Raw genomic sequence first — 25,456 nt, forward strand, 5'->3', positions numbered from 1 at the left:
ACAGATCACCACACAATCTCGGACGGGGCGAGCCGTTCGGCATTGATCCGAGTCTCACTGATCTTGCCGTCCTGGAAAAAGATCACACGGTGCGCCATGCGCTGGATTTCGGCGTTATGCGTGATCACAACCGTGGTGGTGCCGAACCTCTCGTTGATGTCGCGCAACACTTCCAGCACCTGCACGCCGGTGGTACTGTCGAGCGCGCCCGTCGGCTCATCACAGAGCAGGATCTGCGGGCGTTTCGCAATGGCCCGCGCAATGGCAACCCGCTGCTGTTCGCCGCCAGACATCTCAGATGGAAAGTGATCCATGCGCTTGCCCAGACCCACAAGCTCCAGCGCCTCTTCGGCGGGCATCGGGTGCGGGGCCACATCCGTCACCAGCTGCACGTTTTCGCGGGCCGTCAGGCTGGGCACCAGATTGTAGAACTGGAAGACGAACCCGACATGGTCACGGCGGTACCGTGTGAGGCCCCGGTCGGACATATCCGTCAGTTCCAGATCATCGAACCAGACCCGCCCGTCCGTTGCATGATCCAACCCGCCGAGGATGTTGAGCAGCGTCGATTTCCCACTGCCAGAGGGGCCGAGCAGTACCGTCAACTCGCCCTTGAAAAGCTCAAGATCGACGCCATCGAGCGCGTAGACCTTGAGCTCACCAGTGTCATAAACCTTGGTGACGCCTTGCGTTTTGAAGATGATGTCTGCCACGGGTTTCTCCTGCTCCCCCGGGTGATACAGGGCAGCGACGGGCATGATTTGACGGATATCAAGTCCCGTAAGAAGACGCGCGCGCATCCTCGAGATCTCTCAGGAACCGCTTGATGACATGGGCCTCTTCATCGCTGCCTTCATCCGCATTGGAAACGCATGCTGTCGCCGCGAAGCTGTGCGTCAGATCGGCCTCACCCGCCGTAAACGCCTTGTGCGGCGGTGAATGCGCCCCGCTGGTCAGAAACATCGCAACCGTATAGGGCAAATCCACATCAGAGCGCAGCAAAGCCCGCAACGGGACGGCAGGATAAGAGGTCCAGACCGGCCCGCAGAGGATAAGGCGGTCATATTCCGTCAGCGACATGAAAGACTGCGGACCCAGCACGCATTGCTGTCGCACACTGTCAAAACCGGCGCGCAGATAGCTGAGAAAACCGGTGGTATAAGCTGGTGCCTTGAGCTCGATCAGGCTGCCATTCACGAGACTGGACAGCTTGAGAGCAATGCGCCGCGAATGTCCGGTGCGCGAGTAATACACAATGCCTGTTTTCGGGTGATAGATTTTCATTGGGACTCTCCGATGAAGTTTGCAAAATCGTCGCAGAACACGCATGCAGGCTGTTGATAAATGTCAAAAAGCGGCGGCGAAACTGGCATATCAACATCCGAAAACGGATGATGACCATGCAGTTGAAAACATCACGCCGCACAGGCCTGGAAAAGCTCCCATTCCTTTCCGACAGGGTGTTCAGTTTGCTCACGCAAAGGGCACACATCATAAATGCGCCTCAGGGCACATTTCTTCTCGACCCGAACGCGCATATCGACACGATGTGCCTGCTGTTGTCCGGCACCCTTGAAGTAGAACAGCGTGATTTGGAGGGGCGGCGACGCACCCGATATAGTGTCTGTTCGGGGGGCGGGCAGGCTGAGAAAAAAGCATGCCTGATTGCCTTGAAAAACTGTTCCACAAGAGCTGTGGCCGAAACCGACGTGGAGGCAATGCTCGTTCGGCAACAGGATTTCGACATGCTGATGACCCTGTCACAGCAATTCCGCGCCTTCGTTTTCAACGCATACGCCGTGCAGATAGTCGATCTGCTCACCAAAACCGACACATCCGTGCCTGCTCAACAACACGGTCTTCCCATCGTATCCGAGATACGATTGACCCAAAGGGTATCGCACCACTCAATAGGGTTAGCCCACTAGGGTCACCTTGCGATTGGCCGACTGCGCCGCCGAACGGAACGCGGATCTTTTGCAGGCTGCCTCCAAACGAGTTCCGGCAGACTTGATCCCAATCAAGTCAGCACAACGGAACCTCAGATATACAGAGCAAAATCGACACCGAAGGACGCATCATGGTTCCCCCAAACGCGCAAAAGCCACCGGAAAAGCCGCCCGCCGAAGCGCCAATGCCGACCGACCCGCAACCCAGCCCGATATCTCCTGAAAACCCGCAGCCTGTCGATCCGGCACCCGCTCCGACGCCGACAGAAGAACCGGAAGACGACCCGTTTGATGAGGGCAATTTCCCGGTTTAACGACGCGGCTTTGCCAACGTGCCAAAAACAAGGTGACGTATATTTTAACATAAATCATGTTATAAGGCCGCATGGTGAAATGGATGCGGCACACAGGTTCACCCCTCTGAATTCGGTGACTTGGAAAAGATCTGACAGTATGCCGCCAACCCACCCCCTAGCGCCCCTTGGCATTTTCCGCATGCAATCCGCCGGATTGACCAAAATGCGGACAGTCTAAGAGGCTGCAAAGCTTCCATTCAGCGCGAAAATCAAGATACAGGCCATTGCAATGCAGGCGAAAGATGGTCAGCGCTGCAGGCCGAGAGTCATGAACGGAAAGCCATGCTGACAGCACACGGTGACCGCGGATCACGGTTGCATCGCTACCTTTGACGATTACTCTGCATGACTTTCTCAACGGCGCGCGCCGCGCGCAGGACGGCGGCTTCAATCTCGGGTTTTTGGCGCAGGAAACGCGTTGTCGGAACCGGCACCGAAATTGCGTGCAGGTCTCCCGCCAAGTCTTCAAAGGCAAAGCCGACAGCGGAAATACCGTCAGAATGCTCGTCATTGTCATAGGCAAGACCGGTTTCCGCGATCTCATCCAGCATCGCACCAAACTCTTTGAGATCGAGATCAACACCGCCACGGCGGGCCTCGGATTTCGCGCGTTCAAGGGCAATGTCCCGCGGAAGCCTGGCAAGACAGGCCCGACCGTTGGCCGTTGTGGTGATCGGGAAAACTTCGCCAACCGACGACACCGTGCGCAGCCGATGCGTGCCCGGCACCTGATCGATGAAAATCATCTTGTCCCCGCGCAGAACCGAAAGATCAGAGGTCTCGCCCGTCGCCTGCGTCAGATCACTCAGCAGCGATCTGCATTGCTCCGCCGTATTGTAGCGCGCCGCCTCTGCCAGCGCGCCAAGCTCCGGGCCCAGTCTGACGCCGCCGCCCGATGCATTTGAAATCAGCAGACGCTCCGTCTGGAGCGCCCCGACGATTCGCTGGACCGTCGAGCGCGGCAAACCAACCTCAGACGCAATCTGGCCCAGGCTCAGGCCTTCCGGGTGTTCCTTGAGGCTGCGCAACACGGTCGCGGCGCGGGAAATCACCTGGATGCCACTCCTACCGCTGTCAAATTCTTCAGTTTTCATGGGATCTCCGGGGATTTTTCACAGCCTAGCTCTCTCGTTTGTTGCGTCCAGTGTCAAGAGAATAACCCACGATACGATACAGAAATACCGTATTGCAATTAATTATTGACCGCTATGCGATGCATGTGTATCAAAATATGCACTGAGGCTGGGAGGCCCAACCGAACATTCGAAAACCAACCAACACTGCCCTGGCAGTGAACAGAGGACGTGACTCCATGGTGGAAATCCGCGGTATTGAGTTTCAGGCAAATGACGACAACGACATGGGGCTGAACTTCGTGAACCTCAGCCACCGGTTCGGCTATCAATGCCCGAACTGGCCCTACTTCAAAGACGTCGCCATCGAGCGGAAACACTACATGGCAAAGTCGGGTGTGCTGAGCCAGACCATCACGACCACGATGCATGTGACCACCCATATCGATGCGCCGGCGCATGTGGTGCAGGGCACGCCCTTTATCGACGAGGTGCCGCTGCCGCATTTCTTTGGCACCGGTATCGTGGTGTCGATCCCCAAGAAGAAATGGGAATCGATCACCGGCGACGATCTGGAGCAGGCCTGCGGGCACGCGATCCGCAAGGGCGATGTGCTGATCATCAACACCGGCTGGCACAAACAGTACGAAGACGGCGATTACTTTGCCTACTGCCCCGGTCTGGTGCAATCCGCCGCCGACTGGATGGTGGAAAAAGGCGTGAAGGTGGTCGGCCATGATACCCAGGCCAACGACCATCCGCTGGCCACCGCAATCGGCCCACAGCGCAACGGCCCGATCCTGCCCCATCTGGAGGCAGAGTATAAGGAATGGTCCGGCGGCAACGACTGGAAAGATGACTTCCCGGAATGGGAACCTGTCCACAATACGCTGTTCTCCAACGGTATTCTGGGCATCGAAAACGTCGGTGGCGATCTCGATGCAGTGACCGGCAAACGGGTGACCTTTGCCTTTTTCCCCTGGAACTGGGATCGCGGCGACGGCTGCATCATCCGCCTGGTTGCGATCACCGACACGGCGCAGGCGTACCGCATCGAAGCCGGAGAGGCCTTCTGATGCATCTCAAACGCTTCTCAGAGGCACAGCCCTATGAGGCCCCCAACCATTGGGGGGTCGCAGGCTTGCGGCTGCAGGGGTTCGAAGACGGCGGGCCGGAAAATCAATGGATCGGGTTTTCGCAATTCCTGCCCGGCGGTGGCGCGGGCCCGGACAGCACACCCTTTGAAAAGGTCTATGTCGTTCTCGAAGGGGAGATGACCGTGGAGGTCGATGGCACAGAGACGGTTCTGACCGCGATGGACAGCTGCACCATCCCCCCGGATGAACGGCGGCGCATCGAGAACAAATCCAACCATATCTGCAAAATGCTGGTCGTGATCCCCTATCCCGATGGCACAAGGCCGGAGTAGACCCATGGCGTTCGACAATGCCTTTTCGATGTTCGACGTGAAGGGCAAGGTGGCGCTGATCACCGGGGCCTCCGGCGCTTTCGGCGCGGTCGCTGCACAATGTCTCTCCGGCGCGGGCTGTAAACTGGTGCTGGCGGCGGGCAATGCCGCTGCGATGACCGAGGTTGCGGCGACATGCGCAGGCCCCGTTCACCAGATCAACGCGCGTCCGGACAGCGAGGCCGCTTGCACCGACATGGTGACCGAAACGGTTCAAACCTTCGGCCAGCTCGACATTCTCGTGGTCGCCTCGGGCATGAACAAGGTGGCCAAGATCGACGACATGGCACCTGAGACGTTCGACAACGTCATGGACGCCAATGTCACGCAATCCTGGCTGATTGCGCGGGCCGCGACCCGTCGGATGAAGGCGCAGGGCACGGGCGGCAAGATCGTCTTTGTCTCCTCCGCCCGTGGTCTTCTGGGCCACCCGGCAGGCTACACCGCCTATTGCGCGTCAAAGGCGGCGGTGGACGGCATGACCAAGGCACTTGGCTGCGAGCTCGGTCCCACCGGGATCACGGTGAACGCAATTGCGCCCACGGTGTTCCGCTCGCCTCTCACCGCGTGGATGTTCGAAGACACGCCCGAGGCCACGGCGGTGCGGGACGGCTTTCTGGCGCGCGTGCCCAAGGGCCGCCTGGGCGAACCGGAGGATCTCGCCGGGCCTTTGCTGTTTCTCGCGTCAAAGGCGTCTGATTTCTACACCGGGCATATTCTTTATGCCGACGGCGGCTATACGGCGGGCTGATCCATGAGGAAAAACCGTCAGATTGCTGTGGTTGGTGCGGGGCTCATGGGCCACGGGATCGCCCTGACGCTGGCCCGCGCGGGGCAGTATGTCTGTATCACCGATCCGGTTGCAGAGGCCCGGGAGAGCGTCTCGCACCGGATCTCCGACAGCCTGCGCACGCTGGGGGAGCCAGAGGAACGTATCGCGAAAATCCTCAAGAAAATCGAGGTGTCGAACTCCATTGCTGCCGCCGTCCGGGACGCCGACGTCGTGTTCGAGGCCGCGCCCGAAAAACTGGCGCTCAAGCAACAGATCTTTGCCGAGGTCGAGGACCACGCCCCGGACAATTGCATTCTGGCATCCAACACCTCGGTCATGCCGATCACCGGGATCATGGGCGGGCTGCGCCTGAAATCCCGTGCGCTTGGCACCCATTGGTGGAACCCGCCCCACATGATCCCGCTGGTGGAGGTTGTCTGCACCGAATGGACAGAGGATGCCGTTGCCAACGACATGATGGCCCTGCTGGAAGACGCCGGAAAAACGCCGGTACGGGTACAAAAAGACGTGCCGGGGTTCATCGGCAACAGGCTGCAGCACGCGCTCTGGCGCGAGGCGATCAGCCTTGTGGAAAATGGCATCTGTGACGCGGAGGCCGTTGATACCGTCATCAAGTCCAGCTTTGGGCGCAGGCTCGCCGTTCTGGGTCCGCTGGAGAATGCGGACCTCGTCGGCACCGACCTGACGTTGGATATCCATGAAAACGTGCTCTGCGATCTGGAGAGCCGGACAGCCCCCTCACCCTATCTTGCCAGGCTCGTCGCGGAGGGGCGGCTTGGCATGAAATCCGGACAAGGGTTTCGCGATTGGACGGAGGAGGACGCCGCAGCCCTGCGCCAGCGCGTGGCCCGGCACCTGACGCGTCTGGAGGGAATTCTTCTCGACTGACGCCACGATAAACCGGTTAGACTGCCGGATAAGGGAGGAAGATATGACAACCAAGATCACACCATGGTCGCGTCGGCGATTCCTGGCAGGCAGTGCGCTGACACTTGCCGCCCCCGCCATTCTGACCAGCACCCGCGCCTATGCCGCCAATCCGGTCATCAGGGTGGGCCACGTCAGCCCCCGCACCGGCCCCCTGGCGGGCTTTGCGGAAGCCGATGACTACGTGCTGGGCGCCATCAATCAGGCCTTCGCCGCCGGTCTGGAAAACAACGGCAAGGCCTACGGTGTCGAGATCATTTCCAAGGACAGCCAGTCAAACCCCAACCGCGCCGCCGAAGTGGCCGCTGATCTGATCCTCGGCGACGAGGTCGACCTGATCGTGGCCGCCTCAACGCCCGACACGGTCAACCCGGTGTCGGATCAGGCGGAAATCAACGAGGTGCCCTGCATCACCACCGACTGCCCGTGGCAGCCCTATTTCTTCGGACGCAACGGCGTGCCGGGCGAAGGATTTGAAAACACCTACCACTTCTTCTGGGGCCTGGAGGATGTGATCGGCGCGTTTCTCGACATGTGGGACAAGAGCGGCGTGACCAAAACCGTGGGCGGGCTCTTTCCCAACGACGCGGATGGGAATGCCTGGGGGGATGCCGAACTTGGCCTGCCGAAACCGCTGGCTGCCGCGGGGTATGATCTGGTGGACCCCGGACGCTTCCAGCCGCTGTCCGATGACTTCAGCAACCAGATCGCGGCGTTCAAAGCCGCCGGCTGCGAGATCGTGACCGGCAATATGATCCCGCCCGATTTCGCGACCTTCTGGGCGCAATCCGCGCAGCAGGGGTTCGCACCCAAGGTCGTGACCATCGGCAAAGCGCTGCTCTTTCCCTCCGTCATCGACGCGCTTGGGGCCCGTGGCGACGGGCTGACGTCGGAGGTCTGGTGGTCGCCGAACCACCCCTTCACCTCGTCGCTCACCGGCGACAGTTCCAAGGACCTCGCGGATGGCTACACCGCCGCCTCCGGGCGCCCCTGGACCCAGCCCATCGGGTTCAAACACGCGCTCTTTGAGGTGGTCGCTGATGTGATCAAACGGGCCGAGGACCTGGAAGACCCCGCGGCCATCGTCGCCGCCATTGCCGCCACCAACCTGGACACGATCACCGGCACCGTGAACTGGGCAGACGGACCGATCAACAATGTCACCAAGACGCCGCTGGTCGCCGGGCAATGGCAACGCGACGGCGATGCGCTTGATCTGAAAATCGTGGCCAATGCGGCGGCACCCGACATCCCGGTCACCGGGGATCTGAAACTTCTGGCCTGACGATCAGACCGCCGCGCGCACGCAGAACACGAGGGATCATGGCAGCCTTTCTCCAACTCGATCAGGTCTCGAAGGCGTTCGGCGCGGTCACCGTCGCGGATGCGCTTAGTTTCGACGTGCCGTCGGGCGAGGCCCTTGGCGTGATCGGTCCGAACGGCGCCGGAAAGACCTCGATGTTCAACCTGATCACCGGCACCCTGTCGCCTACCTCGGGCCGGATCCTCTTTGACGGGCAGGACGTGACCAGAAGCAGCGCCGCCAAACGCTGTCGCGCGGGAATGGCGCGCAGTTTTCAGGTGCCGCAGCCCTTCTCGGGCATGACGGTGTTTGAAAACGCCATGATCGCCGCCACGCAGGCGGGCGGAATGCACGGGCGAACGGCGGAGCAGTTTTGCCTTGAGGTACTCGATCAGACCGAGCTGCTGGACCGCGCGAACACACTCGCGGGCGGCCTGACGCTCCTGGGTCGCAAGCGGCTGGAATTGACCCGCGCGCTTTGTGCAAGGCCGAAACTTCTGATGCTGGACGAGATCGCGGGGGGTCTGACGGACGCAGAGTGCGGCGCGCTCATCCAGACGATCCGCGACATCCATGCGCGCGGCGTGACGATCATCTGGATCGAGCATGTGGTGCATGCGCTGCTGGCGGTTGTCGACAGGCTGATCGTGATCGATTTCGGCCGGAAGATCGCGGAAGGCGCGCCCAGGGCCATCATGGAAAGCCCCGAAGTGCAGGAGATTTACCTGGGGATCGAAGCCGATGCCTGACCCCCTTCTGTCCCTCTGCGGTCTGGACGCTTTCTACGGTGATTTTCAGGCGCTCTACGGCGTCGACCTGCAGGTCGCGCAAGGCGAAGTCCTCGCCATCATCGGGGCCAATGGCGCGGGCAAGACCACCCTGATGCGGTCCATCTCCAGCCTGACGCGCAACAGGGCGGAGATGGTGCGCTACCGCGGGGAGAACATCGGGGCGCTGCGGGCGGATGAAGTGGCCGCCCGGGGCATCGCGCTGGTGCCGGAAGGGCGGCAGCTCTTCCCATCGCTCTCGGTGGAGGAAAACCTGATCATCGGCGGCCAGATCGGCCGCAAGGGCCCGTGGTCCCTGCCCGCTATCTACACGCTCTTTCCCATCCTGCAGGAGCGTCGTCACCAGCAATCCACGTCGCTCTCGGGCGGCCAGCAGCAGATGGTGGCCATCGGACGCGCGCTCATGGCCAACCCGAACCTGATCCTCTTTGACGAAATCAGCCTCGGGCTGGCCCCGATCATCATCAAGGACATCTACGCCGCCCTGCCCGGCATCATCGGCGAGGGCATGAGCGCGCTGATCGTGGAGCAGGACATCACCAAGGCGCTGGCCGTCTCCTCGCGTTTCTACTGCCTGCAGGAGGGGCGCGTCTCGCTCGAAGGCGCCTCTGCAACCGTCGCCCGCGAGGAGATCTCGCGCGCCTATTTCGGGGTCGCGTAACATGGAATGGGTCAATGTCGTGGTGCAGGGCACCTTGCTGGGCGGTCTCTACGCGCTCTTTGCCGCCGGTCTGTCGCTGATCTTCGGGGTCATGCGCCTGGTCAATATCGCCCATGGCGACCTGATCGTGCTGGGGGCCTATCTGGGCCTCTCGGTCACCACCGTTCTGGGCCTGCATCCCCTGCTGGCGCTGATCCTCGTGGTGCCGGTCATGGCCGGGTTCGGCTATGTGCTGCAGCGCGGTATCCTCAATCAGACGCTGGGCAAAGACATCCTGCCGCCGCTGCTTGTCACCTTCGGGCTGTCGGTGATTATCCAGAACACGCTGCTGGAAACCTACTCCGCCGACCCGCAAAAGATGAACGCCGGGGCGCTGGAGACGGCCAGTGTCTCTGCCGGAGGGCTGTCGGTGGGGCTGCTGCCGCTTTTGACCTTCGGCACCGCCATTGCGGTGATCGCAACGCTGCAATGGATTTTCTACCGCACCGCCCTTGGCCGCGCCTTCAGGGCCACCTCCGACAACCCCGAGATCGCCCAGCTCATGGGGTTGAACCGCCGCCATATCTTTGGCCTCGCCATGGCACTGGCGCTGGGGGTGACGGCCATCGCCGGGATCATGCTGGGCATCCGCACCAGTTTCGACCCCTCCATCGGCGGCGGGCGGCTGATCTTCGGCTTCGAGGCGGTCATCATCGGCGGGCTCGGCAACCTCTGGGGCACGCTTGCGGGCGGCGTGATCCTCGGCGTGGCCCAGACCATCGGGGCCAAGATCGACCCGGGCTGGCAGCTTCTGGCCGGTCACCTCGCCTTTCTGATCATCCTCGCCCTGCGCCCCAACGGCCTGTTCCCGAGGATCGACGGATGAACCTCTCAGATTACCACGTCACCCGCACATCGCCCGCCGCACGGGTCGCGGCCCTGCTGGGCGCGCTGATCCTGATCGTCCTGATCGCCGCCCCTTGGTGGGCCGGACGCGCGGACATGCGCCTGATGGGCGAGCTGTTTCTCTACCTCGCCCTCGCCAGCCTGTGGAACCTGATGGCCGGATACGCGGGCCTCGTCTCGGTCGGCCAGCAGGCCTATGTCGGATTTGGCGGCTACATGCTCTTTGCGCTGACGATCTTTGGCGGCCTGCACCCGCTGGGCGCGATTGCGCTTGCGGGCGCCCTGGGCGCGCTCATCGCCGTGCCGGTCGCGCTTTTGATCTTCCGGCTGCGCGGCGCCTATTTCGCCATCGGCACATGGGTCATCGCCGAGGTGTTCCGACTGTCCTTTGCCCAGGTCTCCGCACTGGGGGGCGGGTCCGGATCATCGCTGCCGGTGGGCATCGTCAGATCCCTGGCCGCCTCGCGGTCGGGCCGCGAACACCTGAGCTATTGGCTCGCCCTGGGCTCGGCCGTGCTCGTGATCGCCGCCGTCTACCTCTTCCTGCGGTCGCGCAACGGGCTGGCCCTGACCGCCATTCGCGACAATGAACTGGCCGCAGGCTCGCTTGGCATCGACATCTGGCGCACGAAATTCATCGTCTACGTGGTGACCGCCGCGCTGACCGCCATGATCGGCGCGCTGATCTTCCTGCAGAAACTGCGCATCTCGCCGGACGCCGCCTTTTCGGTCAACGACTGGACGGCCTTCGTGATCTTCATCGTGGTGATCGGCGGTATCGGCACCATCGAAGGACCGATCATCGGCACGCTGATCTTCTTTCTCTTGCGCGAAACCCTTGCGGACCTCGGAACCATCTACCTCATCGTGCTCGGCACCGTGGCCATCGTGATCATGCTGAAGGCCCCCACCGGCCTCTGGGGCCTGATCCGCAGCCGGTTCGACATCGAACTCTTCCCGCTCCGTTTCCGCGTCAAACCCTCCTCCCCATCCACGAAAGGCTGACCCATGGCCAAGGCGAAACAGAAAACCATCATCACCTGCGCCGTGACTGGGGCGATCCACACGCCCACCATGTCCGACGCCCTGCCCTATACCTACGACGATATTGCAGCACAGGCGCTGGCCGCTGCAGATGCCGGCGCCTCCATCCTGCACCTGCACGCGCGCGACAACCAGACCGGGGCGCCCTCAGTGGATGTGGATGACTTCGCCCCTTTTCTGCCGCGCATCAAACAGGCAACCGATGCGGTTGTGAACATCTCGACCGGCGGCTCGCTGACCCTGTCCATTCAGGACCGGATCACCCCGGCCAAGACGTTTTCCCCTGAGATGTGCTCGATGAACATGGGATCGATGAACTTCTCCTTCCATCCGCTTGCCGGGCGCTATGGCGATGACGACTGGAAATTCGACTGGGAAAAGGACTATGTCGCCAACTCGGACGGCAACATCTTTCGCAACACCTTCCGCGACATTCGCGAGGCCGCAGAAACGCTCAGCCCCCATGACGTGAAATTCGAGCATGAATGCTACGACGTGGGGCATCTCTACAATCTGAAATTCTGCATGGATATCGGGCTTTTCAAGGCGCCCGTCTTTATCCAGTTCATCTTTGGCATCCTGGGCGGGATCGGTGCGGAGGTCGACAATCTGGTGTTCATGAAACGCACGGCAGACCGGCTTTTTGGCGAGGATTATCGCTGGTCCGTGCTGGGCGCGGGCGGGGCGCAGATGACGCTGGGCACAACCGCCAGCCAGATGGGCGGCCACGTGCGCGTCGGGCTGGAGGACAGCCTCTTTATCTCGCGCGGCACGCTGGCGGACAGCAACGCGCAACAGGTTGCGAAAATACGCCGCATCGTCGAGGATCTGGGCTGCGAGGTCGCAACCCCGGACGAGGCGCGCGCGATACTGGACCTCAAGGGCGGCGACCGCGTGGCGTTCTGATCCCGGATCGTTCTAGGGGTGTTCAGCACCCCGTCGAAACGGTGGCACTCCCACCAAGCTGACAGCCAACGCAAGGCTTGTGTTCCCCGTCTTTCCCATGTCATATTCATGAAATAGAATTTGTCTGGGAGGGCGGTATGAAACTGGACAGAAGGCAGGTCCTTGCAGGTCTCGGCGGCTGCGCGGCCTGCGCCACACCTCTCTACACCGTCGCCCAGACGCTGCAGTTGGGGTCTTTTGAGATCACCAGCGTCAGCGACGGCCATCTGGTGCTGCCGGGATCAATGTTCTTTGACGGTCTGCCCCAGGAACCGCTGCAGGAGATCCTCTCCAAAAACGGTGTCTCCGCCGACCAACTGGAACCCCCCTGCAACCTGACACTGCTGCGTCAGGACGACAAAATCATCCTCTTCGACGCGGGCGCAGGCGCGGGGTTCATGCCAAGCGCCGGGGCCCTCCTTGACAGTCTCGCCGCACAGGGCGTCGCCCCCGAAGACATCACCCATGTCGTCTTTACCCACGCCCACCCCGATCACCTCTGGGGCATCCTCGACGACTTCGACGATCCGGTCTTTCCGCAGGCGGAGCTGATGATCGGAGCGGCGGAATGGGCTTATTGGACCGACCCCGACACGCTCACCACCATCGGCGAGGCCCGCGCCTCCTTTGCCGTGGGCGCGGCGCGCAGGCTGCAGGCGGTCGAGGATCAGATCAGCCTGTTCAACAGCGGTGATGAAATCCTGCCCGGCGTCCTCGCCCATGGCACGCCCGGCCACACCCCCGGTCACATGTCGTTTGAAATCCGCGACGGCGCGCAGGCGGTCATGGTCGGTGGGGACGCCATCGGCAACCACCACGTGGCCTTTGCCCGCCCCGACTGGCCCAGCGGGGCCGATCAGGACCCGGATCTGGGGGCCGCGACCCGCTTGCGGCTGCTGGATCACCTGGCAACCGATGACATCCCGCTGATGGGCTTTCACCTGCCCCACGGCGGCCTCGGGCGCGTCACCCGCGACGGCGCGACCTATCGCTTTCTTCCGGAGGACGCATAATGCGCTGGACCCTGCCCTTCCTGCTTGCCACATCCGCCTATGCCAGCGAGGACATCGCGGATAAATACCCCGCCTCGCTGCTCTATGACAAACCGGTGGAGGTGATCCCCGGCGTCTTCTCCGCCATCGGCGCCACCGCCCCGCCGACCTATGAAAACGCGGGCCACAACAACAACCTCAGCTTCATCGTGACCGGCGATGGTGTCGTGGTCATCAACGCCGGGGCCGCCTATGGGCTCGCCGCCGCCCTGCACGATGAAATCAAGGCGATCACCGACCAGCCGGTGAAACTGGTCTTCAACGAAAACGGTCAGGGCCACGCCATGCTCGGCAACAGTTATTGGGCGGAACAGGGCGTGCCCATCGTCGCCCATGTCGATGCCGCCACGGAGGTTGCAGATTACGGCGGCAGCATCCTTGAGGGCATGAAACGCTACAACCGCGACCGGGCCAAGGGCACCACCCTGCAAGGCCCGACAGAAACCTTCGAGGATACATATGCCGTCGAGATGGGCGCGTTCCGGATCGAGGCGCGCTACCTCGGGCCCGCCCATTCCCCGGGCGATATCGTGGTCTGGCTGCCGGACCAGAGCCTTGTGATCTCAGGCGACATGGCCTTTCACGAACGCATGCTGCCGATTTTCGAGCACACATATACCGCCGACTGGCTGGACACATGGGACAATGCCTTCGAGGCGCTGGAGGCCACTTATGTCATCCCCGGCCACGGCCATCCGACCAACATGGATCAGGTGCGCCGCTACACCAAGGGCTATCTGGAATATCTGCGCACCCAGATCGGTGCTCATATCGACGCGGGCGGCGCGCTGGCCGAAGCCTATTACGTCGATCAATCCCCCTATGCCCATCTCGATACCTTCGAGGAGCTGGCAACCAAGAACGCGGGCCGGGTCTTTGAGCAGATGGAGTTTGAATAGGCCCTGTCCCGCCCGTGTCAGGCGGGTGTCGCCACCGCGCGCAGATGCAACAGCCGGTGGGTCAGCATCGCCCCCACCCACATGAAAAGCAGCGCCACCCAGGCCGTAACCGCAAAGATCGACCCGCCGGACAGGCCCGCCCCCACGGCACAGCCACCCGCCAGCATGCTGCCGAAGCCCATCAGCACCGCCCCGATCAGATAGCGCTCCATCGGGGTGTCGGGGCCGAACCGCTCGATCCGCGCCTCCCCCGAGGCCAGAGCCATCAGGGCGGCCCCGGTGAACACGCCCGGCACCAGCCCGACCCCAAAGCTCAGCGGCAAGCGGGTCGCATTGACCAGCCCCATCAGCGTGTCGGTCGAGGGCCCGGTGAAGGTGATGGAAGACACCGCAACCACCTCGAAAGAGGTCTGGGCAATTGTGTAGGTGAAGATCCACCCCAGACCGACCGCCACGCCGACACAGCCAGCAGCGATCATGCGGGTCACCGGCAGGCGGCTGGCCACCGCCAGAAAGGTCGCGAGGATCAGCGCAATCGCGGCACATATGGCCGCCGCAGAGGAACTCAGCCCCAGCTGCGCAAGCAGGCTGCGCGCGGCACCGCCGTCGATCAGCCACAGCCCGGCAAGACCTTCGCGCAGGGGGGCCAGAACCCCGCGCAGCGCAGCCTGCGCCACCAGCGTCAGCACCAGACCCGTCAGGATCGCGCGCAGATTACCCGTGGCTGAGAGCACCAGCAGACGGCTGGCGCAGCCGCGCGCAAGGATCATACCCGCCCCAAAGAGCAGCCCGCCGATCACTGCCCCGGAGAGGCTGCCGGTGGCGGCCAGCTGGCGCGCCTCGGAGACATCGAGGAACCTCAAAGAAATCGCCCCCTGCACACAGAGAACGGCAGCAGAAAACGCCAGGAACCAGATCGACAGGCGCGGCCCGACCTGCCCCTCGGACAGCTCGACCGTTGCCGCGCGCAGGCAAAACCGTGAATGCTGCGCCGCGACGCCAAAGAGCATGCCAACCACGGCCCCCGCCATCATCAGCACGGCCCCATCTCCGAACCGGTCAATCAGGGTTTCCACCATCGCCAGACCTTTCCCGTCAGAACGGGCCTACCGAAGCGGGGCGCGGCGCACCTTGATGTGGGTCAAGCAGGCAGCACCCTCCGGCTATTCCAGCGCCTCCTGCACGATCTCGTCCAGAAGCGCCTGCACCTGCTGCATCTCGCCCTGCGGGTAGGTGCGATAGCCGATCATCACCGCGCCCGCCTGATCCGCGACAAAAATGCCATAGGGGCAATGGGCGATGTTCATCGGATCCGCCTCCATCACGGCCCGCGACACCTGCGCCGAGCAGAAAAGGAAAATGTCCGCCTCATTGAACAGCGCCTTGGTGCTGCCCACATCCGCGCCGGTCCGGTTCAGCATCTCGCCGGTGTGGCTGACATAATCGATGACCAGCCCACGCCCGACAATGGCGCTTTCCACGGCAAAGGCCGCATCCTCGAAACTGCCGTCAAAGGCATAGGTGACCGCCTGATCCGCCGCCTGACCCGATCCCGCGATCAGGGCAACCGTCGCGGCAAGCATGAAACGTCTCATAGTCTCTCCTTCCAGATGGTGGCCTCACTCAAACACGTCCGGCCGGGCCCGCCCTTGATCCAGGTCAGCCCGGCCTATCTGTCAACCAAACATGTCGGCGGTGATCCCGGCGTACCAGCCTTCGGATTCCTCGTAGGTGGCGCGGCGCAGATCGCTGCTCTCCCCGGTGGCGGAGATGAACCCATCGACCTTGGCGATCTTCTCTTCCGTTGCCTCATAGGTCGCACCCACCTTGACGCCGTCATTGGTGTCGATCAGCGACCAGCAGGTGTTGGAGAACTTGGCCGGGAAGACCTTTGATCCGGTCAGCGCGCCGCGCACCGCATTGGCGCAGACCTTGGCCTGCGAATTCGCCGAGAAGCCGGATTTCGGCATGTCGCCCTGCTGGCTCGCATCGCCCAGCACATGGACATCCGGATCGGCCTTGCTGCTCATGTCGGCGGCGTTGACCGGCGCCCAGTTGCCCTCGGTCACGCCCGCCATTTCCGCAATGCGGCCCGCCTTCATCGCCGGGATGACGTTGCAGACATCCACCTTGGTTTCCTCGCCGTCGATGCTCACGGTCATTGCCGCCGGGTCCACCGACACCGCGCCGCCGCCGAAATCGGCACCGATCCAGTCGATCATGCCTTCGTAGTGATTGGCCCAGCCCTCCTGGAACAGCGACATCTTGGAGAATTTCTCCTTCGGGTCCGCCACGATGATCTTGGCCGTCGGATTGGTCGCCTTCAGCGTATGGGCCACCATCGAAATCCGCTCGTAGGGGCCCGGCGGGCAGCGGAACGGATTTGGCGGCGCCACCATCGCAAATGTGCCGCCCTCGGGCATCGCAGCCACCTGCGCCTTGAGCAATTCGGTCTGCGAGCCGCCCTTATAGGCATGCGGCATGGCGTTCTGCGCGGCCAGCGACCAGCCATCCACCGCGCCCTCGACAAAATCGATGCCGGGGCTGAGGATCAGCTTGTCATAGGGCAGCTGCGCGCCCCCGGCGAGGCTCACCGTCTTGGCATCGCGGTCCACATCGACGGCCCAGTCGTGCACCACGTTGATCCCGTATTTGGCCGCCAGCGTGCCATAGGTGTGGCCCAGATCGTCGATCTCCTTGAACCCACCCAGATAGAGGTTGGAGAAAAAACAGGTGAAATAGGTCCGCGACGGCTCGATCAGCGTCACATCAACGCCGCCCTTGCTGTCCTTGGCGATATAGCGCGCCGCCGTCGCCCCCCCGGCACCGCCGCCGATGACGACAACGCGCGGTTTGCCGTGCCCATCCGCCAGAACCGCCGGGGCGCCTAACGTCGCTGCCGCCGCAGCGCCCGTGCCCAGAAAAATACGTCTGTTCAGTGTCATGTGATTTCCCTCCCAGAAAACGACCCCATTACTCGAGGTCCTTGAAATAGGCGGCCAGCGCCGCAATCTCCTCGTCATTCAGGCGTCCGGCCATCATCTGCATCACCGGATGCGGGCGCAGCTTGCGCTTGTAGGCATGCATCGCGACCACGAAATCCTCGGTCGGCCAGCGGGTGATCGACGGGATGCCCTCGGCGCTGCCGTCCTGCTGGTGGCAGGTCAGGCATTCGCTCGACAGGTATTCGCCGTATTCCGCATCCCCCTTCAGGGCCAGAATGGCCGGGTCCACGTCGTGATCCGTCGCCCGCGCCGTGGGTTCGGCCTCGGGCACATCGGCGGGGTTGTCAGAGTAATCCCGCAGGAACGCCAGTAAATCCGCGCGGTCCTGCGCATCCTTCAGCCCGCGAAAGCTCATGCGCGTCTTCGACACCAGTGCGCGGGGGTTTTCGACGTAGGCGCCAAGCGTCTCTGCCGTCCAGATCAACCCGTCATTCCCGGCCCGCGCCATGGACTTCGAATAGGCGTAGCCCTCATGCGCCGCCGCCCTGCGCCCGAAAATCCCGTTCAGATGCGGGCCGATCCGGTCCCGCGCGCCCTGCCCGATCTCGTGGCAGCCTTTGCACTTGGTAAAGACCCTGGCCCCGGCCTTCGCATCGCCGAAACCCTCCGCCCACACCGCCCCGGCCACGGAGATCGCGGCCAGGACAGCAGGGAGAAACACGGCCCGCAGCATCACTCGGGGATGCTGGCCAGATAGGCGGTGATCGCGGCCAGATCCGCCTCTTTCTTCAGCCCCGCAAAACTCATCTTGGTGCCCTTCATGAAGGCCTTGGGTTTGGCCAGAAACGCCTGCAGGTTCTCCGCGTCCCAGACCAGACCGTCCTCGGCCATGGCCATCAGCGGCTTGGAATACTTGAACCCTTCGACCTGGCCCGCCGCCTGCCCCACGATCCCGGTCAGCACGGGGCCGGAACGGTTCTTGGCCCCTTCACCGATCTGGTGGCAGGCCTTGCACTTCCGGAACACCTTCTCGCCCGCCGCGATCAGCTCCGGATCCACCGCAGGGGCAGCTGCCGGTGCCACCGCCGCTTCCTCCTCGGGCGCCGCGGTTTCCACCTCCGGCGTCACATCCAGCACCATGGCCCGCATGGTCACCTGCACGTCCTCCTTGCAGTTCTCCATGCAGGGCTCACCGACCCATTGGGCATGCTCGGTCTCGACCCGGTCATCCACGATGAACCCATCCTGATTTGGCATCTCGAAATCGGCAAATGTCTCATCCGACAGCACGAAATCATCCTCCACCAGATCGTTGGAATAGAGGATATAGGCCACGATCGCATAGACCTCATCCGCCTCCAGCGACTGCGCATCGCCAAAGGGCATCGACCGGTTCACATAGTCCCATGTGGTCGAGAGGTACGGCCAATAGCTGCCCACGGTCTTCAGCGGGTCCTCATCGGCCAGCGTGTCCCAGCCACCGGCCAGCTTGGGCCAGTTGCCCACACCTTCGGCAAAATCACCATGGCAGGAGGCGCATTTATCGGCAAAGACCTCCTCGCCCGTCAGCACATCGCCGGACCCTGCAGGCAGGCCGGTGCCATCGGGGGACACGTCCAGATCCCAGGCCGCGATTTCGGCAGGCAGCGCCTCCCGGCCGAGACCGAACCCTTCGGCAAAAACCGGGGTGCCCAGCAAGGTCAAGGCCACCGCGCCTTTAAGAAACTTCGACATTTTCCGCCTCCCCGTTCGGGCGCACCCACCAGGTCTGGATACAGTTGTTGTGATAGATCGAATTCAGCCCCCGCACCTCCCGCAACTGCGCCTTGGTGGGCTGCACATAGCCGGTCTCATCAATGGCGCGGCTTTGCAGGAACATCTCCTCGCCGTCCCAGTCGATATCGAGATAGAACCGCGTCAGCGCCATTTTCTCTCCCGGTTTGGCCAGCCGCGCAGTCTCCCACGACTTGCCGCCATCCTTGGAGACATCGACGCGGGTGATCGCCCCGCGCCCCGACCAGGCCAGCCCGGTGATCACCAGCGGCCCCTTGCCATGGGTGATCGGCGCCTGCGGGCTCGGTGATGTAACGACGGATTTCGCATCCATCGCCCAGGTCCATTTGCGCGAGGTGCCATCCTCCAGCGTGTCCGTGTATTTGCTGGTCTCTTCACGGCTTTCCACCGGGCCGTCCATGACCTCGACGCGGCGCAGCCATTTGACCCACATGTTGCCTTCCCAACCCGGCACCACGAGCCGCACAGGGTATCCATGTTCCTTGCGCAGCGCCTCGCCATTGGCCTTGAAGGCCACCAGCACGTCATCCAGCGCCTTTTCCATCGGGATCGACCGGCCGTTCGAGGACGCATCCGCGCCTTCGACATAGACCCATTTGTCCGCCAGGTCGCCCGCTGCCTCCAGCCCCGCTTCGGCGAGGATCGTGCGCAGCGGCACGCCGGTGTATTCCATATTGTGGATCATGCCATGGGTGAACTGCGCGCCATTCAGCTGCGCGCCTGCCCATTCCATGCCGGTATTGGCGGCGCATTCGCAGAAATAGACATGGTTTTCGCGCGGGAACCGCTCCAGATCGGCGTAGGAAAACACCAGCGGGCGGTCCACCAGCCCGTTGATCATCAGCCGGTAGTCCTGCTTGCTGAGCTCAATCGCGCCGGAGTGGTGGCGTTCAAAGGCGCAGCCCTGCGGTGTGATCGTCCCGTCAAGCGCATGGATCGGCGTGAAATTGATCGAACTGATCGTGTCAGCGGTCAGCCATTCCACGTTGCGCCGGATCACATCGTCCTCAAACTCGATCGGCAACCCGTAGGGCGTGGCATCGACCCCGTCGCCCAGCCCGCTGGCCCAGGGCTGGACTTCGGTGATCAGCGGATCGGGCGTGGCGGCACGGGCACTGCTGGCCACCGTGGCAGCAGCCCCTGCGGCGAGGCCCTTTTTAAGAAACGTCCTGCGCGACGTCTTCTGCGTCATGGTTTCACTCCATGTTTGTTTCGATCAGGCGCCAACGACGTTGACGCTGGTATTCGGGGACACCGTCACGGTGCCCTGTTTGGCGATATGGCTTTCGACCACGTCCCAGATTTGCGGCCCCTCTGTGCCTTCGTTGACAGAGGCCCAGCCCGCGACCTGATAGGTCTTGGCAGGGTCGATTTTCTCGCCGGTCTTCAGCAGCGTCATCTCGGTGATGCGGCTGCCCTGCGGTTGGGTGATATCGATGCGGTAGCCCAGACCCCCGGTGCGCACCATGTCCCCGCCCTGCTGGTAATAGGGATCGGGGTTAAAGAGGTTGTCGGCCACATCCTCCAGCACCACATGCAGGAATTCGCCGGTCATTTCAGTCCGGTAAGCCGCCCCATAGCTCATCGAGGTGACGTTCCAGATGTCCTCGCGGGTGATATCCTGCCCCGGCAGGATCGACGGCCCCCAGCGCACGCCGGGGCTGAGCGCGATATCCGCCTCCCGCTCCGACAGCAGCGCGTCACAGATCAGATCGTCCCAGGTGCCGTTGAAATTGCCCCTTCGGTAGAGCAGGCTGTCGGTCTTGCCGATCACCTCCGTCAGCGCATCCAGATACGGCGTGCGCACCCCGTCGATCACGGCGGCCACCTCCGGGTCGGGCGTGATGACATCAGAGAAGATCGGGATCAGCTTGTGCCGGAAGCCCATCATGCGCCCGTCGCGCACATCGAGATCAACGCGGCTGACGAATTTGCCGTTCGACCCGGAGGCCACGATCACCGTCTCCCCCACCAGCACCGGTTCCGGCAGCGCGTCATGGGTGTGGCCCGACAGGATCACATCGATACCGCTGACGATCCCGGCCATCTTCTTGTCCACGTCAAAGCCGTTATGGCTCAGCACCACGACCAGTTCCGCGCCTTCACTGCGCACCTGATCGACCATCTCCTGCATGTTCTCGTCCCGGATGCCAAAGGCGTATTCCGGGAACATCCAGCCGGGGTTGGCGATGGGCATATAGGGAAACGCCTGCCCGATCACCGCGACCTTGACACCGCCCCGCTCAAAGAACTTGTAGGGCGGGAAAAGCTCGGCCGGTTCATCCCATTCCGCGTCGAATATATTCTGCCCCAGCGCGGCGAATGGCAGCCCCTCGACGATCTCATTCACCCGGTCAGAGCCCAGCGTGAATTCCCAGTGGAAGGTCATCGCATCGGGCTTCAGCGCGTTCATCACGTCCACCATGTCCTGCCCTTGCGTGTGGTAACAGGTGTAGCTGCCGTGCCAGGTGTCGCCGCCATCCAGCAGCAAGGCATCGGGGCGGTCCGCACGGATCTGGTTGATCACCGTGGCCACCCGGTCCAGCCCGCCAACCCGGCCATAACCGCGCGCCAGCGCCTCGAAATCCCCCGAGGACAGCGCGTAATGCGACGGCGATCCATCCGCGATCCCGTACATCTTGCGGAACTCTGCCCCGGTCACATGGGGCACCGCGCCCTTGTTATCCCCCACACCGATGTTGATCGACGGCTCGCGGAAATAGATCGGTTTCAGCTGCGCGTGAATATCCGTGACATGGATCAGCGAGACATTCCCGAAGGTTTCGAACTGCAGCAGCTGATCCTGCGTCAGCGCCTGCTGTGCGGCCAGCCGCCCCCATTGCCCGAACCCCGACGCGCCGAGAAGGGCACTCGCGGCCATGCTGGTCTGGAGAAAATCGCGGCGGGATATCATATGCGTATTCCTGAATGTATTTGAAGGAGAAAACCCCGCACGGGCACCGCGCGGGGCATTCAAGGCTCAGTTTCGGATCGACGGGCCCTCGACGCTCAGCCCGTTGCCGCGCGAGGCGACATAAAGCTCCAGCGCGATGAACTCCGGGCTGCCGGGCGAATAGGTCTCCGCCCGCGTATCGCGGATGCACCCCTTGAACCGCGCATGCGCCGCGTTCAGCTTGGTGTTCTTCAAGCGGTAAACCGGAAAGCCGTTGATCTGCCCCTGGCTGAGATGGTCGGCGCGGATCATGTTGCCGTAATTGTCCTCATGGCAATTGGCGCAGGCCAGCTCCAGCTGACCGGTCCGGGTGTAGTAAAGCTCCTTGCCCGCCTCCCAGGTCGACTGCGCCGGACCGTCAATCGCCACGTTCACCGGCATGCCACGCGACACCGACGAAATCAGCGCGGTCATATTGACCATGTCGCCGCCGGTGTATTTCCACTTCTCCGCGCCCATCCGGTTTTCCCGGCAGTCGTTGATCTGCATCTCCAGCGTGCGCACCTCGCCCGCCGCCTCGTTGTACTTGGGATAGACCGGGCGCACACCGGCCATGCTCTCGGATCCCTCGTGACAACTCGCACAGGATTTGCCCTCCGACCCATCGACCGTGTTCCAGACCTCCTCCGCCTGTTCTACAAAGATCATGCCGGGGTTGTCGAAATCATCCGCCTGCATGGCCCGCGTTTCGGTACCGCGGAAATGCCAGCCCGAAATCACCTCGTCCATCACATCCGACAGATGATCGGGGGCGGCGGTGCGGGTCACCAGCGTGATATCCTCGTTGAGGATCAGCGTGTCCTCCACAGGCTCCGCCATCAGCGGCGTGGCGGCCAAGGCACCCGCCAGCACTGCGCCAGTCAGCTTCTTCATAGTTGTCCCTCCCCAGACAAACGGATTATTCGACGGCGATCTTCTTGCTCGTGTCATAGACAGAGCCGTCGTCGTCATACCAGGTAAAGACGAACTCGCCCGCCTCCGGCACAACCGCCTCGAACTCCAGATAGGGGTTCGTGGAAATCGCCGGTTCCAGCACCACGTCAATGACGTTCTCGCCGTTGAAATCGCAGGTAAAGCGGTTGATGATCGAGCGTGGAATGACGTTGCCGTCATCATCCTTGCGCTGGCCGGATTCCATCTTGTGGCTGATCAGCGTCTTGATCGTGATGGTCTCGCCAGCCGCCGCCGTCTTGGGCACTTTAACGCGGGGTTTTACACCTTTTGCCATGTCTTTGCTCTCCTGATTAGCCGCCGCAGCCGCCGATTGTCACCTTGACCGTCGCCGCGGCCTGCACGAAGGAGCCGTCCTCCAGCTTCGCAATCGCAACCACATCCTGCGTGCCCGCCAGACGAATGCGGGTCGAGGCGGCGCGCGACGCGGCCAGCTTGCCGAACTTGAAGGTCGCCACCGGTGGCGTCGGGTTGCCCAGGGCCAGCACCATGATCTCTACCGCCGTCTCCGAGGCGACCTCGATCGGCACGGTATTGCCGTTCTCCGCGATCTCCGGCGCGGTCAGGGTGATGTCCCCCTCTCCGATCTCGGCGCCACCGGTAAAGGCCGCGATGGCCTCTTCGGGCGTGGTGGCGGCCTGCAGCGGCAGCCCGGCGACCACAAAGGCGCTGGCGCCCATCAGCAGTGCGTTGCGTCGTGTCAGTTCCATGCGTGAACCTCCTTTGATCCCCTCGGGGTCGTTACTCTTTCAAGGTGGCCAGATAAGCCACCACATCTTCGATCTGTTGCGCAGTCAGCAGCGGGCCAAAGGTGTCATCCGCCGCCTCGCCGGTATAGGCGTTGCCGGGACGGATGAAGCCTTCGGTCTTGTAGAAGGACGGCATCATGCTGTCCTCGAACATGATCTTGGCATTGGCGACGATGCCGCGCAGCTCCGCCTCGGTCCAGCGGTCCCCGGCCCCGTCCAGCATCGGGCCGATCTCGCCATGAAACGGCACATCGGCCAGATCGGTGACCTCGTGGCAGGCCACGCAATTGCCCAAGGACTTGTTGCCGACGATCTCGCGGCCCATGGCCGGGTCGCCCGCCTTGCCGGTCAGAGAGGTCTCTACGCTGCCGTCCACATAGACCACGGCCGTGGGCGCGATCTCCTCCGCCGCCCCGCTGAAGGTCGAGACGGTCAGGGCCAAAATTGCCAGAAAAATGCGTTCCATGCGTCCTCCCAAACACATTCAATGTTCAGCATACCATAGGACACGAAACCGTGAACGATCAAGAACAAATTCAGATATTCGAATTTGAACTGGATCAGTCCGCCGTGCCATCCGCCCGCTCCTGAATGCGCCGCGCGTGATAGCGTTGAAAATCCTCCTCTGAATCAAGCGCGTATCGCTTCTCATAGACCCAGGTGAACATATCCAGCGTTGTGCCCGGCCCGAAGGCGCCCGGCATCAGGGCCACAGCAGCACTCTGCGCAGTTGCGCCGTCTTCAACCTCTTCGGGCAAAAACAGAATCGACGGGGTAAAGAGCAGCCCCCATTTCCGCGCCGCCTGTTTCTCGCTCAGGGTCTCGCCGTCAAAATCGGTGATCTCGGTATCGCCATGCAGATTGACCTGCACGACAAAGAAATTCTCGGCGATGTAGCTGGCGATATCCGCGCGCGGAAAAACCTCCTCATGCATCTTGGTGCAGTAGATGCAGCCGCGCTGCTCCACCATCAACACCAGCCTTTTGCCCTCGTCATTGGCTTCGGCGAGGTCTTCCCGCAGGTCCTTGAAGGTGTCGCGCATCCAGTCGGTCTTGTGCAGCCCGTCGTCGCCCAGCTCGGCGGCAAAGCCGGGCAGTGCGATCAGGCTCAGAAGGATCAGCAGGCGTTTCATCAGGCGGTCTCCTTTAGATGTTTTGAAAGGCGGGGAAGGTCTCCAGCATCCACTGGGCAATGTGGTTGACGCTGTCCGTGGCGATCAGCGCCGCAAAGAGCAGCAGCAGCAGTCCCATGGCCTTTTCGACCTTCGGCAGATGGCGGCGGAACTGGGCGGCGAACCTCAGGAACGGCCCGATGAACAGCGAGGCCACCACAAAAGGCGCGGTCATCGCCACGCCAAAGACCAGCAGCAGGATCAGCCCGCGCAGGGCCGTGGCCTCGGTGCTGGCCGTGAACACCACCGCCGTCAGCACCCCGCCGACGCAGGGTGTCCACCCGGCGGCAAAGGCCAGCCCCACGACGTAAGCGCCCAGCACGGACATGGCCTGGGTGTCGCCCGCCTCGATCTGAAACGCCCGGTTGAGAAAGCCGATCCGCAGCACCCCCAGAAAATGCAGCCCCATCACCAGCACAACCAGCGCCGCAAAAAGCCGGAACTCCGTCTGCGCCGCGCGAAAACTCTGGCTCAACCCGTAGGCCGCTGCCCCCAGCAGCACAAAGACCGTGATGATGCCCAGCGAAAACATCACCGACGCGGCAAAGGCCCGGCGGCGCACACCCGGCGCCAGCACCCCCTCGGCGCTGATCTCGGACATGGACGCTCCCGCCATATAGCTGAGGTAGAACGGCACAATCGGCAGCACACAGGGCGAGAAAAAGACGATCAGCCCGCCCAGAAAGGCCCCCAATAGACTGACATCCAACATCCCGGCCCGCCCCAGTGCTTGTGCAAATTACATATTC

The 25,456-nt window shown here is 62.6% G+C and carries 30 protein-coding genes; 14 read left to right on the forward strand and 16 right to left on the reverse strand.

The window, feature by feature from the left end; all coding sequences use genetic code 11:
- Positions 1 to 5: 5 nt before the first annotated feature.
- Both Q1A07_RS20650 and Q1A07_RS20655 read right to left on the reverse strand, forming a co-directional pair.
- Positions 6 to 713 (reverse strand): ABC transporter ATP-binding protein, encoded by a 708-nt coding sequence (locus Q1A07_RS20650; RefSeq protein WP_299784175.1) that lies wholly within the window; start codon positions 711 to 713, stop codon positions 6 to 8.
- A 58-nt stretch (positions 714 to 771) separates the two neighbouring features.
- Positions 772 to 1,284 (reverse strand): hypothetical protein, encoded by a 513-nt coding sequence (locus tag Q1A07_RS20655; protein ID WP_299784177.1) that lies wholly within the window; start codon positions 1,282 to 1,284, stop codon positions 772 to 774.
- A gap of 53 nt (positions 1,285 to 1,337) precedes the next feature.
- Between Q1A07_RS20655 and Q1A07_RS20660 the strand changes: the two genes are divergently transcribed.
- Positions 1,338 to 1,928: a cyclic nucleotide-binding domain-containing protein gene (locus Q1A07_RS20660; RefSeq protein WP_299784179.1), complete on the forward strand. Its 591-nt coding sequence runs from the start codon at positions 1,338 to 1,340 to the stop codon at positions 1,926 to 1,928.
- Between the two features lie 152 nt (positions 1,929 to 2,080).
- Positions 2,081 to 2,263 (forward strand): hypothetical protein, encoded by a 183-nt coding sequence (locus Q1A07_RS20665; protein WP_299784182.1) that lies wholly within the window; start codon positions 2,081 to 2,083, stop codon positions 2,261 to 2,263.
- Positions 2,264 to 2,628: 365 nt separating this feature from the next.
- On the opposite strand, the gene Q1A07_RS20670 is transcribed toward Q1A07_RS20665, so the two are convergent.
- Positions 2,629 to 3,399, reverse strand: a complete 771-nt coding sequence (locus tag Q1A07_RS20670; protein ID WP_299784184.1) for an IclR family transcriptional regulator — start codon at positions 3,397 to 3,399, stop codon at positions 2,629 to 2,631.
- Positions 3,400 to 3,617: 218 nt separating this feature from the next.
- On the opposite strand from Q1A07_RS20670, the gene Q1A07_RS20675 reads away from it, so the two are divergent.
- The 12 genes from Q1A07_RS20675 (at position 3,618) to Q1A07_RS20730 (ending at position 14,143) form a co-directional block, all read left to right on the forward strand.
- Positions 3,618 to 4,454, forward strand: coding sequence for a cyclase family protein (locus tag Q1A07_RS20675; RefSeq protein ID WP_299784186.1), 837 nt, complete (start codon positions 3,618 to 3,620; stop codon positions 4,452 to 4,454).
- A complete protein-coding gene (locus Q1A07_RS20680; protein ID WP_299784188.1) occupies positions 4,454 to 4,807 on the forward strand; it encodes a cupin domain-containing protein in 354 nt (117 codons plus the stop codon). The genes Q1A07_RS20675 and Q1A07_RS20680 overlap by 1 nt, the downstream gene beginning before the upstream one ends.
- A 4-nt stretch (positions 4,808 to 4,811) precedes the next feature.
- Positions 4,812 to 5,597, forward strand: coding sequence for an SDR family oxidoreductase (locus Q1A07_RS20685; RefSeq protein ID WP_299784190.1), 786 nt, complete (start codon positions 4,812 to 4,814; stop codon positions 5,595 to 5,597).
- Between the two features lie 3 nt (positions 5,598 to 5,600).
- On the forward strand, positions 5,601 to 6,527 hold the full coding sequence (locus tag Q1A07_RS20690; RefSeq protein ID WP_299784192.1) for a 3-hydroxyacyl-CoA dehydrogenase NAD-binding domain-containing protein: 927 nt from the start codon (positions 5,601 to 5,603) through the stop codon (positions 6,525 to 6,527).
- 43 nt (positions 6,528 to 6,570) lie between these two features.
- On the forward strand, positions 6,571 to 7,851 hold the full coding sequence (locus Q1A07_RS20695; RefSeq protein ID WP_299784193.1) for an ABC transporter substrate-binding protein: 1,281 nt from the start codon (positions 6,571 to 6,573) through the stop codon (positions 7,849 to 7,851).
- 38 nt (positions 7,852 to 7,889) lie between these two features.
- On the forward strand, positions 7,890 to 8,618 hold the full coding sequence (locus Q1A07_RS20700) for an ABC transporter ATP-binding protein (protein WP_299784195.1): 729 nt from the start codon (positions 7,890 to 7,892) through the stop codon (positions 8,616 to 8,618).
- The gene (locus Q1A07_RS20705) at positions 8,611 to 9,318 is read left to right on the forward strand and encodes an ABC transporter ATP-binding protein (RefSeq protein ID WP_299784197.1); all 708 of its coding nucleotides are present in this window, start codon (positions 8,611 to 8,613) and stop codon (positions 9,316 to 9,318) included. The genes Q1A07_RS20700 and Q1A07_RS20705 overlap by 8 nt, the downstream gene beginning before the upstream one ends.
- 1 nt (position 9,319) lies before the next feature.
- A complete protein-coding gene (locus Q1A07_RS20710; protein WP_299784199.1) occupies positions 9,320 to 10,183 on the forward strand; it encodes a branched-chain amino acid ABC transporter permease in 864 nt (287 codons plus the stop codon).
- Entirely contained in the window at positions 10,180 to 11,208 is a 1,029-nt protein-coding gene (locus tag Q1A07_RS20715) for a branched-chain amino acid ABC transporter permease (RefSeq protein ID WP_299784201.1), read from the forward strand. The genes Q1A07_RS20710 and Q1A07_RS20715 overlap by 4 nt, the downstream gene beginning before the upstream one ends.
- Before the next feature lie 3 nt (positions 11,209 to 11,211).
- A complete protein-coding gene (locus Q1A07_RS20720) occupies positions 11,212 to 12,153 on the forward strand; it encodes a 3-keto-5-aminohexanoate cleavage protein (RefSeq protein WP_299784203.1) in 942 nt (313 codons plus the stop codon).
- A gap of 137 nt (positions 12,154 to 12,290) precedes the next feature.
- Positions 12,291 to 13,205: an MBL fold metallo-hydrolase gene (locus tag Q1A07_RS20725; protein WP_299784205.1), complete on the forward strand. Its 915-nt coding sequence runs from the start codon at positions 12,291 to 12,293 to the stop codon at positions 13,203 to 13,205.
- Positions 13,205 to 14,143, forward strand: a complete 939-nt coding sequence (locus Q1A07_RS20730; RefSeq protein WP_299784207.1) for an MBL fold metallo-hydrolase — start codon at positions 13,205 to 13,207, stop codon at positions 14,141 to 14,143. Before Q1A07_RS20725 ends, Q1A07_RS20730 begins: the two co-directional genes overlap by 1 nt.
- Before the next feature lie 17 nt (positions 14,144 to 14,160).
- Here Q1A07_RS20730 and Q1A07_RS20735 read toward each other — a convergent pair whose 3' ends face one another.
- From Q1A07_RS20735 to Q1A07_RS20795, 13 genes are all read right to left on the reverse strand, one after another.
- A complete protein-coding gene (locus tag Q1A07_RS20735) occupies positions 14,161 to 15,222 on the reverse strand; it encodes a YeeE/YedE family protein (RefSeq protein WP_299784209.1) in 1,062 nt (353 codons plus the stop codon).
- 84 nt (positions 15,223 to 15,306) lie between these two features.
- Complete coding sequence (locus Q1A07_RS20740) at positions 15,307 to 15,738, reverse strand: DUF302 domain-containing protein (protein ID WP_299784211.1); 432 nt, start codon at positions 15,736 to 15,738, stop codon at positions 15,307 to 15,309.
- Between the two features lie 81 nt (positions 15,739 to 15,819).
- Positions 15,820 to 17,088 (reverse strand): NAD(P)/FAD-dependent oxidoreductase, encoded by a 1,269-nt coding sequence (locus tag Q1A07_RS20745; protein ID WP_299784213.1) that lies wholly within the window; start codon positions 17,086 to 17,088, stop codon positions 15,820 to 15,822.
- Between the two features lie 28 nt (positions 17,089 to 17,116).
- Positions 17,117 to 17,821, reverse strand: coding sequence for a c-type cytochrome (locus Q1A07_RS20750; protein WP_299784215.1), 705 nt, complete (start codon positions 17,819 to 17,821; stop codon positions 17,117 to 17,119).
- Positions 17,821 to 18,822, reverse strand: a complete 1,002-nt coding sequence (locus Q1A07_RS20755; RefSeq protein WP_299784217.1) for a c-type cytochrome — start codon at positions 18,820 to 18,822, stop codon at positions 17,821 to 17,823. The genes Q1A07_RS20750 and Q1A07_RS20755 overlap by 1 nt, the downstream gene beginning before the upstream one ends.
- The gene (gene soxC / locus Q1A07_RS20760) at positions 18,806 to 20,074 is read right to left on the reverse strand and encodes a sulfite dehydrogenase (protein ID WP_299784219.1); all 1,269 of its coding nucleotides are present in this window, start codon (positions 20,072 to 20,074) and stop codon (positions 18,806 to 18,808) included. Before soxC ends, Q1A07_RS20755 begins: the two co-directional genes overlap by 17 nt.
- Before the next feature lie 24 nt (positions 20,075 to 20,098).
- Positions 20,099 to 21,796 carry a thiosulfohydrolase SoxB gene (gene soxB / locus Q1A07_RS20765; protein WP_299784221.1) on the reverse strand — a complete coding sequence of 566 codons (1,698 nt, stop codon included), beginning with the start codon at positions 21,794 to 21,796 and terminating at the stop codon, positions 20,099 to 20,101.
- Between the two features lie 66 nt (positions 21,797 to 21,862).
- Positions 21,863 to 22,708 (reverse strand): sulfur oxidation c-type cytochrome SoxA, encoded by an 846-nt coding sequence (gene soxA, locus Q1A07_RS20770; RefSeq protein ID WP_299784244.1) that lies wholly within the window; start codon positions 22,706 to 22,708, stop codon positions 21,863 to 21,865.
- A gap of 25 nt (positions 22,709 to 22,733) precedes the next feature.
- Entirely contained in the window at positions 22,734 to 23,063 is a 330-nt protein-coding gene (soxZ, locus tag Q1A07_RS20775; RefSeq protein ID WP_299784246.1) for a thiosulfate oxidation carrier complex protein SoxZ, read from the reverse strand.
- Between the two features lie 16 nt (positions 23,064 to 23,079).
- Positions 23,080 to 23,496: a thiosulfate oxidation carrier protein SoxY gene (gene soxY, locus Q1A07_RS20780; protein WP_299784249.1), complete on the reverse strand. Its 417-nt coding sequence runs from the start codon at positions 23,494 to 23,496 to the stop codon at positions 23,080 to 23,082.
- A gap of 31 nt (positions 23,497 to 23,527) precedes the next feature.
- Positions 23,528 to 24,001 carry a sulfur oxidation c-type cytochrome SoxX gene (gene soxX, locus Q1A07_RS20785; RefSeq protein WP_299784251.1) on the reverse strand — a complete coding sequence of 158 codons (474 nt, stop codon included), beginning with the start codon at positions 23,999 to 24,001 and terminating at the stop codon, positions 23,528 to 23,530.
- Between the two features lie 94 nt (positions 24,002 to 24,095).
- Entirely contained in the window at positions 24,096 to 24,668 is a 573-nt protein-coding gene (locus Q1A07_RS20790; RefSeq protein WP_299784253.1) for a thioredoxin family protein, read from the reverse strand.
- A gap of 13 nt (positions 24,669 to 24,681) precedes the next feature.
- Positions 24,682 to 25,419 (reverse strand): cytochrome c biogenesis protein CcdA, encoded by a 738-nt coding sequence (locus tag Q1A07_RS20795; protein ID WP_299784255.1) that lies wholly within the window; start codon positions 25,417 to 25,419, stop codon positions 24,682 to 24,684.
- Between the last annotated feature and the right edge of the window lie 37 nt (positions 25,420 to 25,456).

The sequence above is a fragment of the uncultured Roseobacter sp. genome (genome assembly GCF_947492555.1).
Lineage (GTDB): Bacteria > Pseudomonadota > Alphaproteobacteria > Rhodobacterales > Rhodobacteraceae > Roseobacter.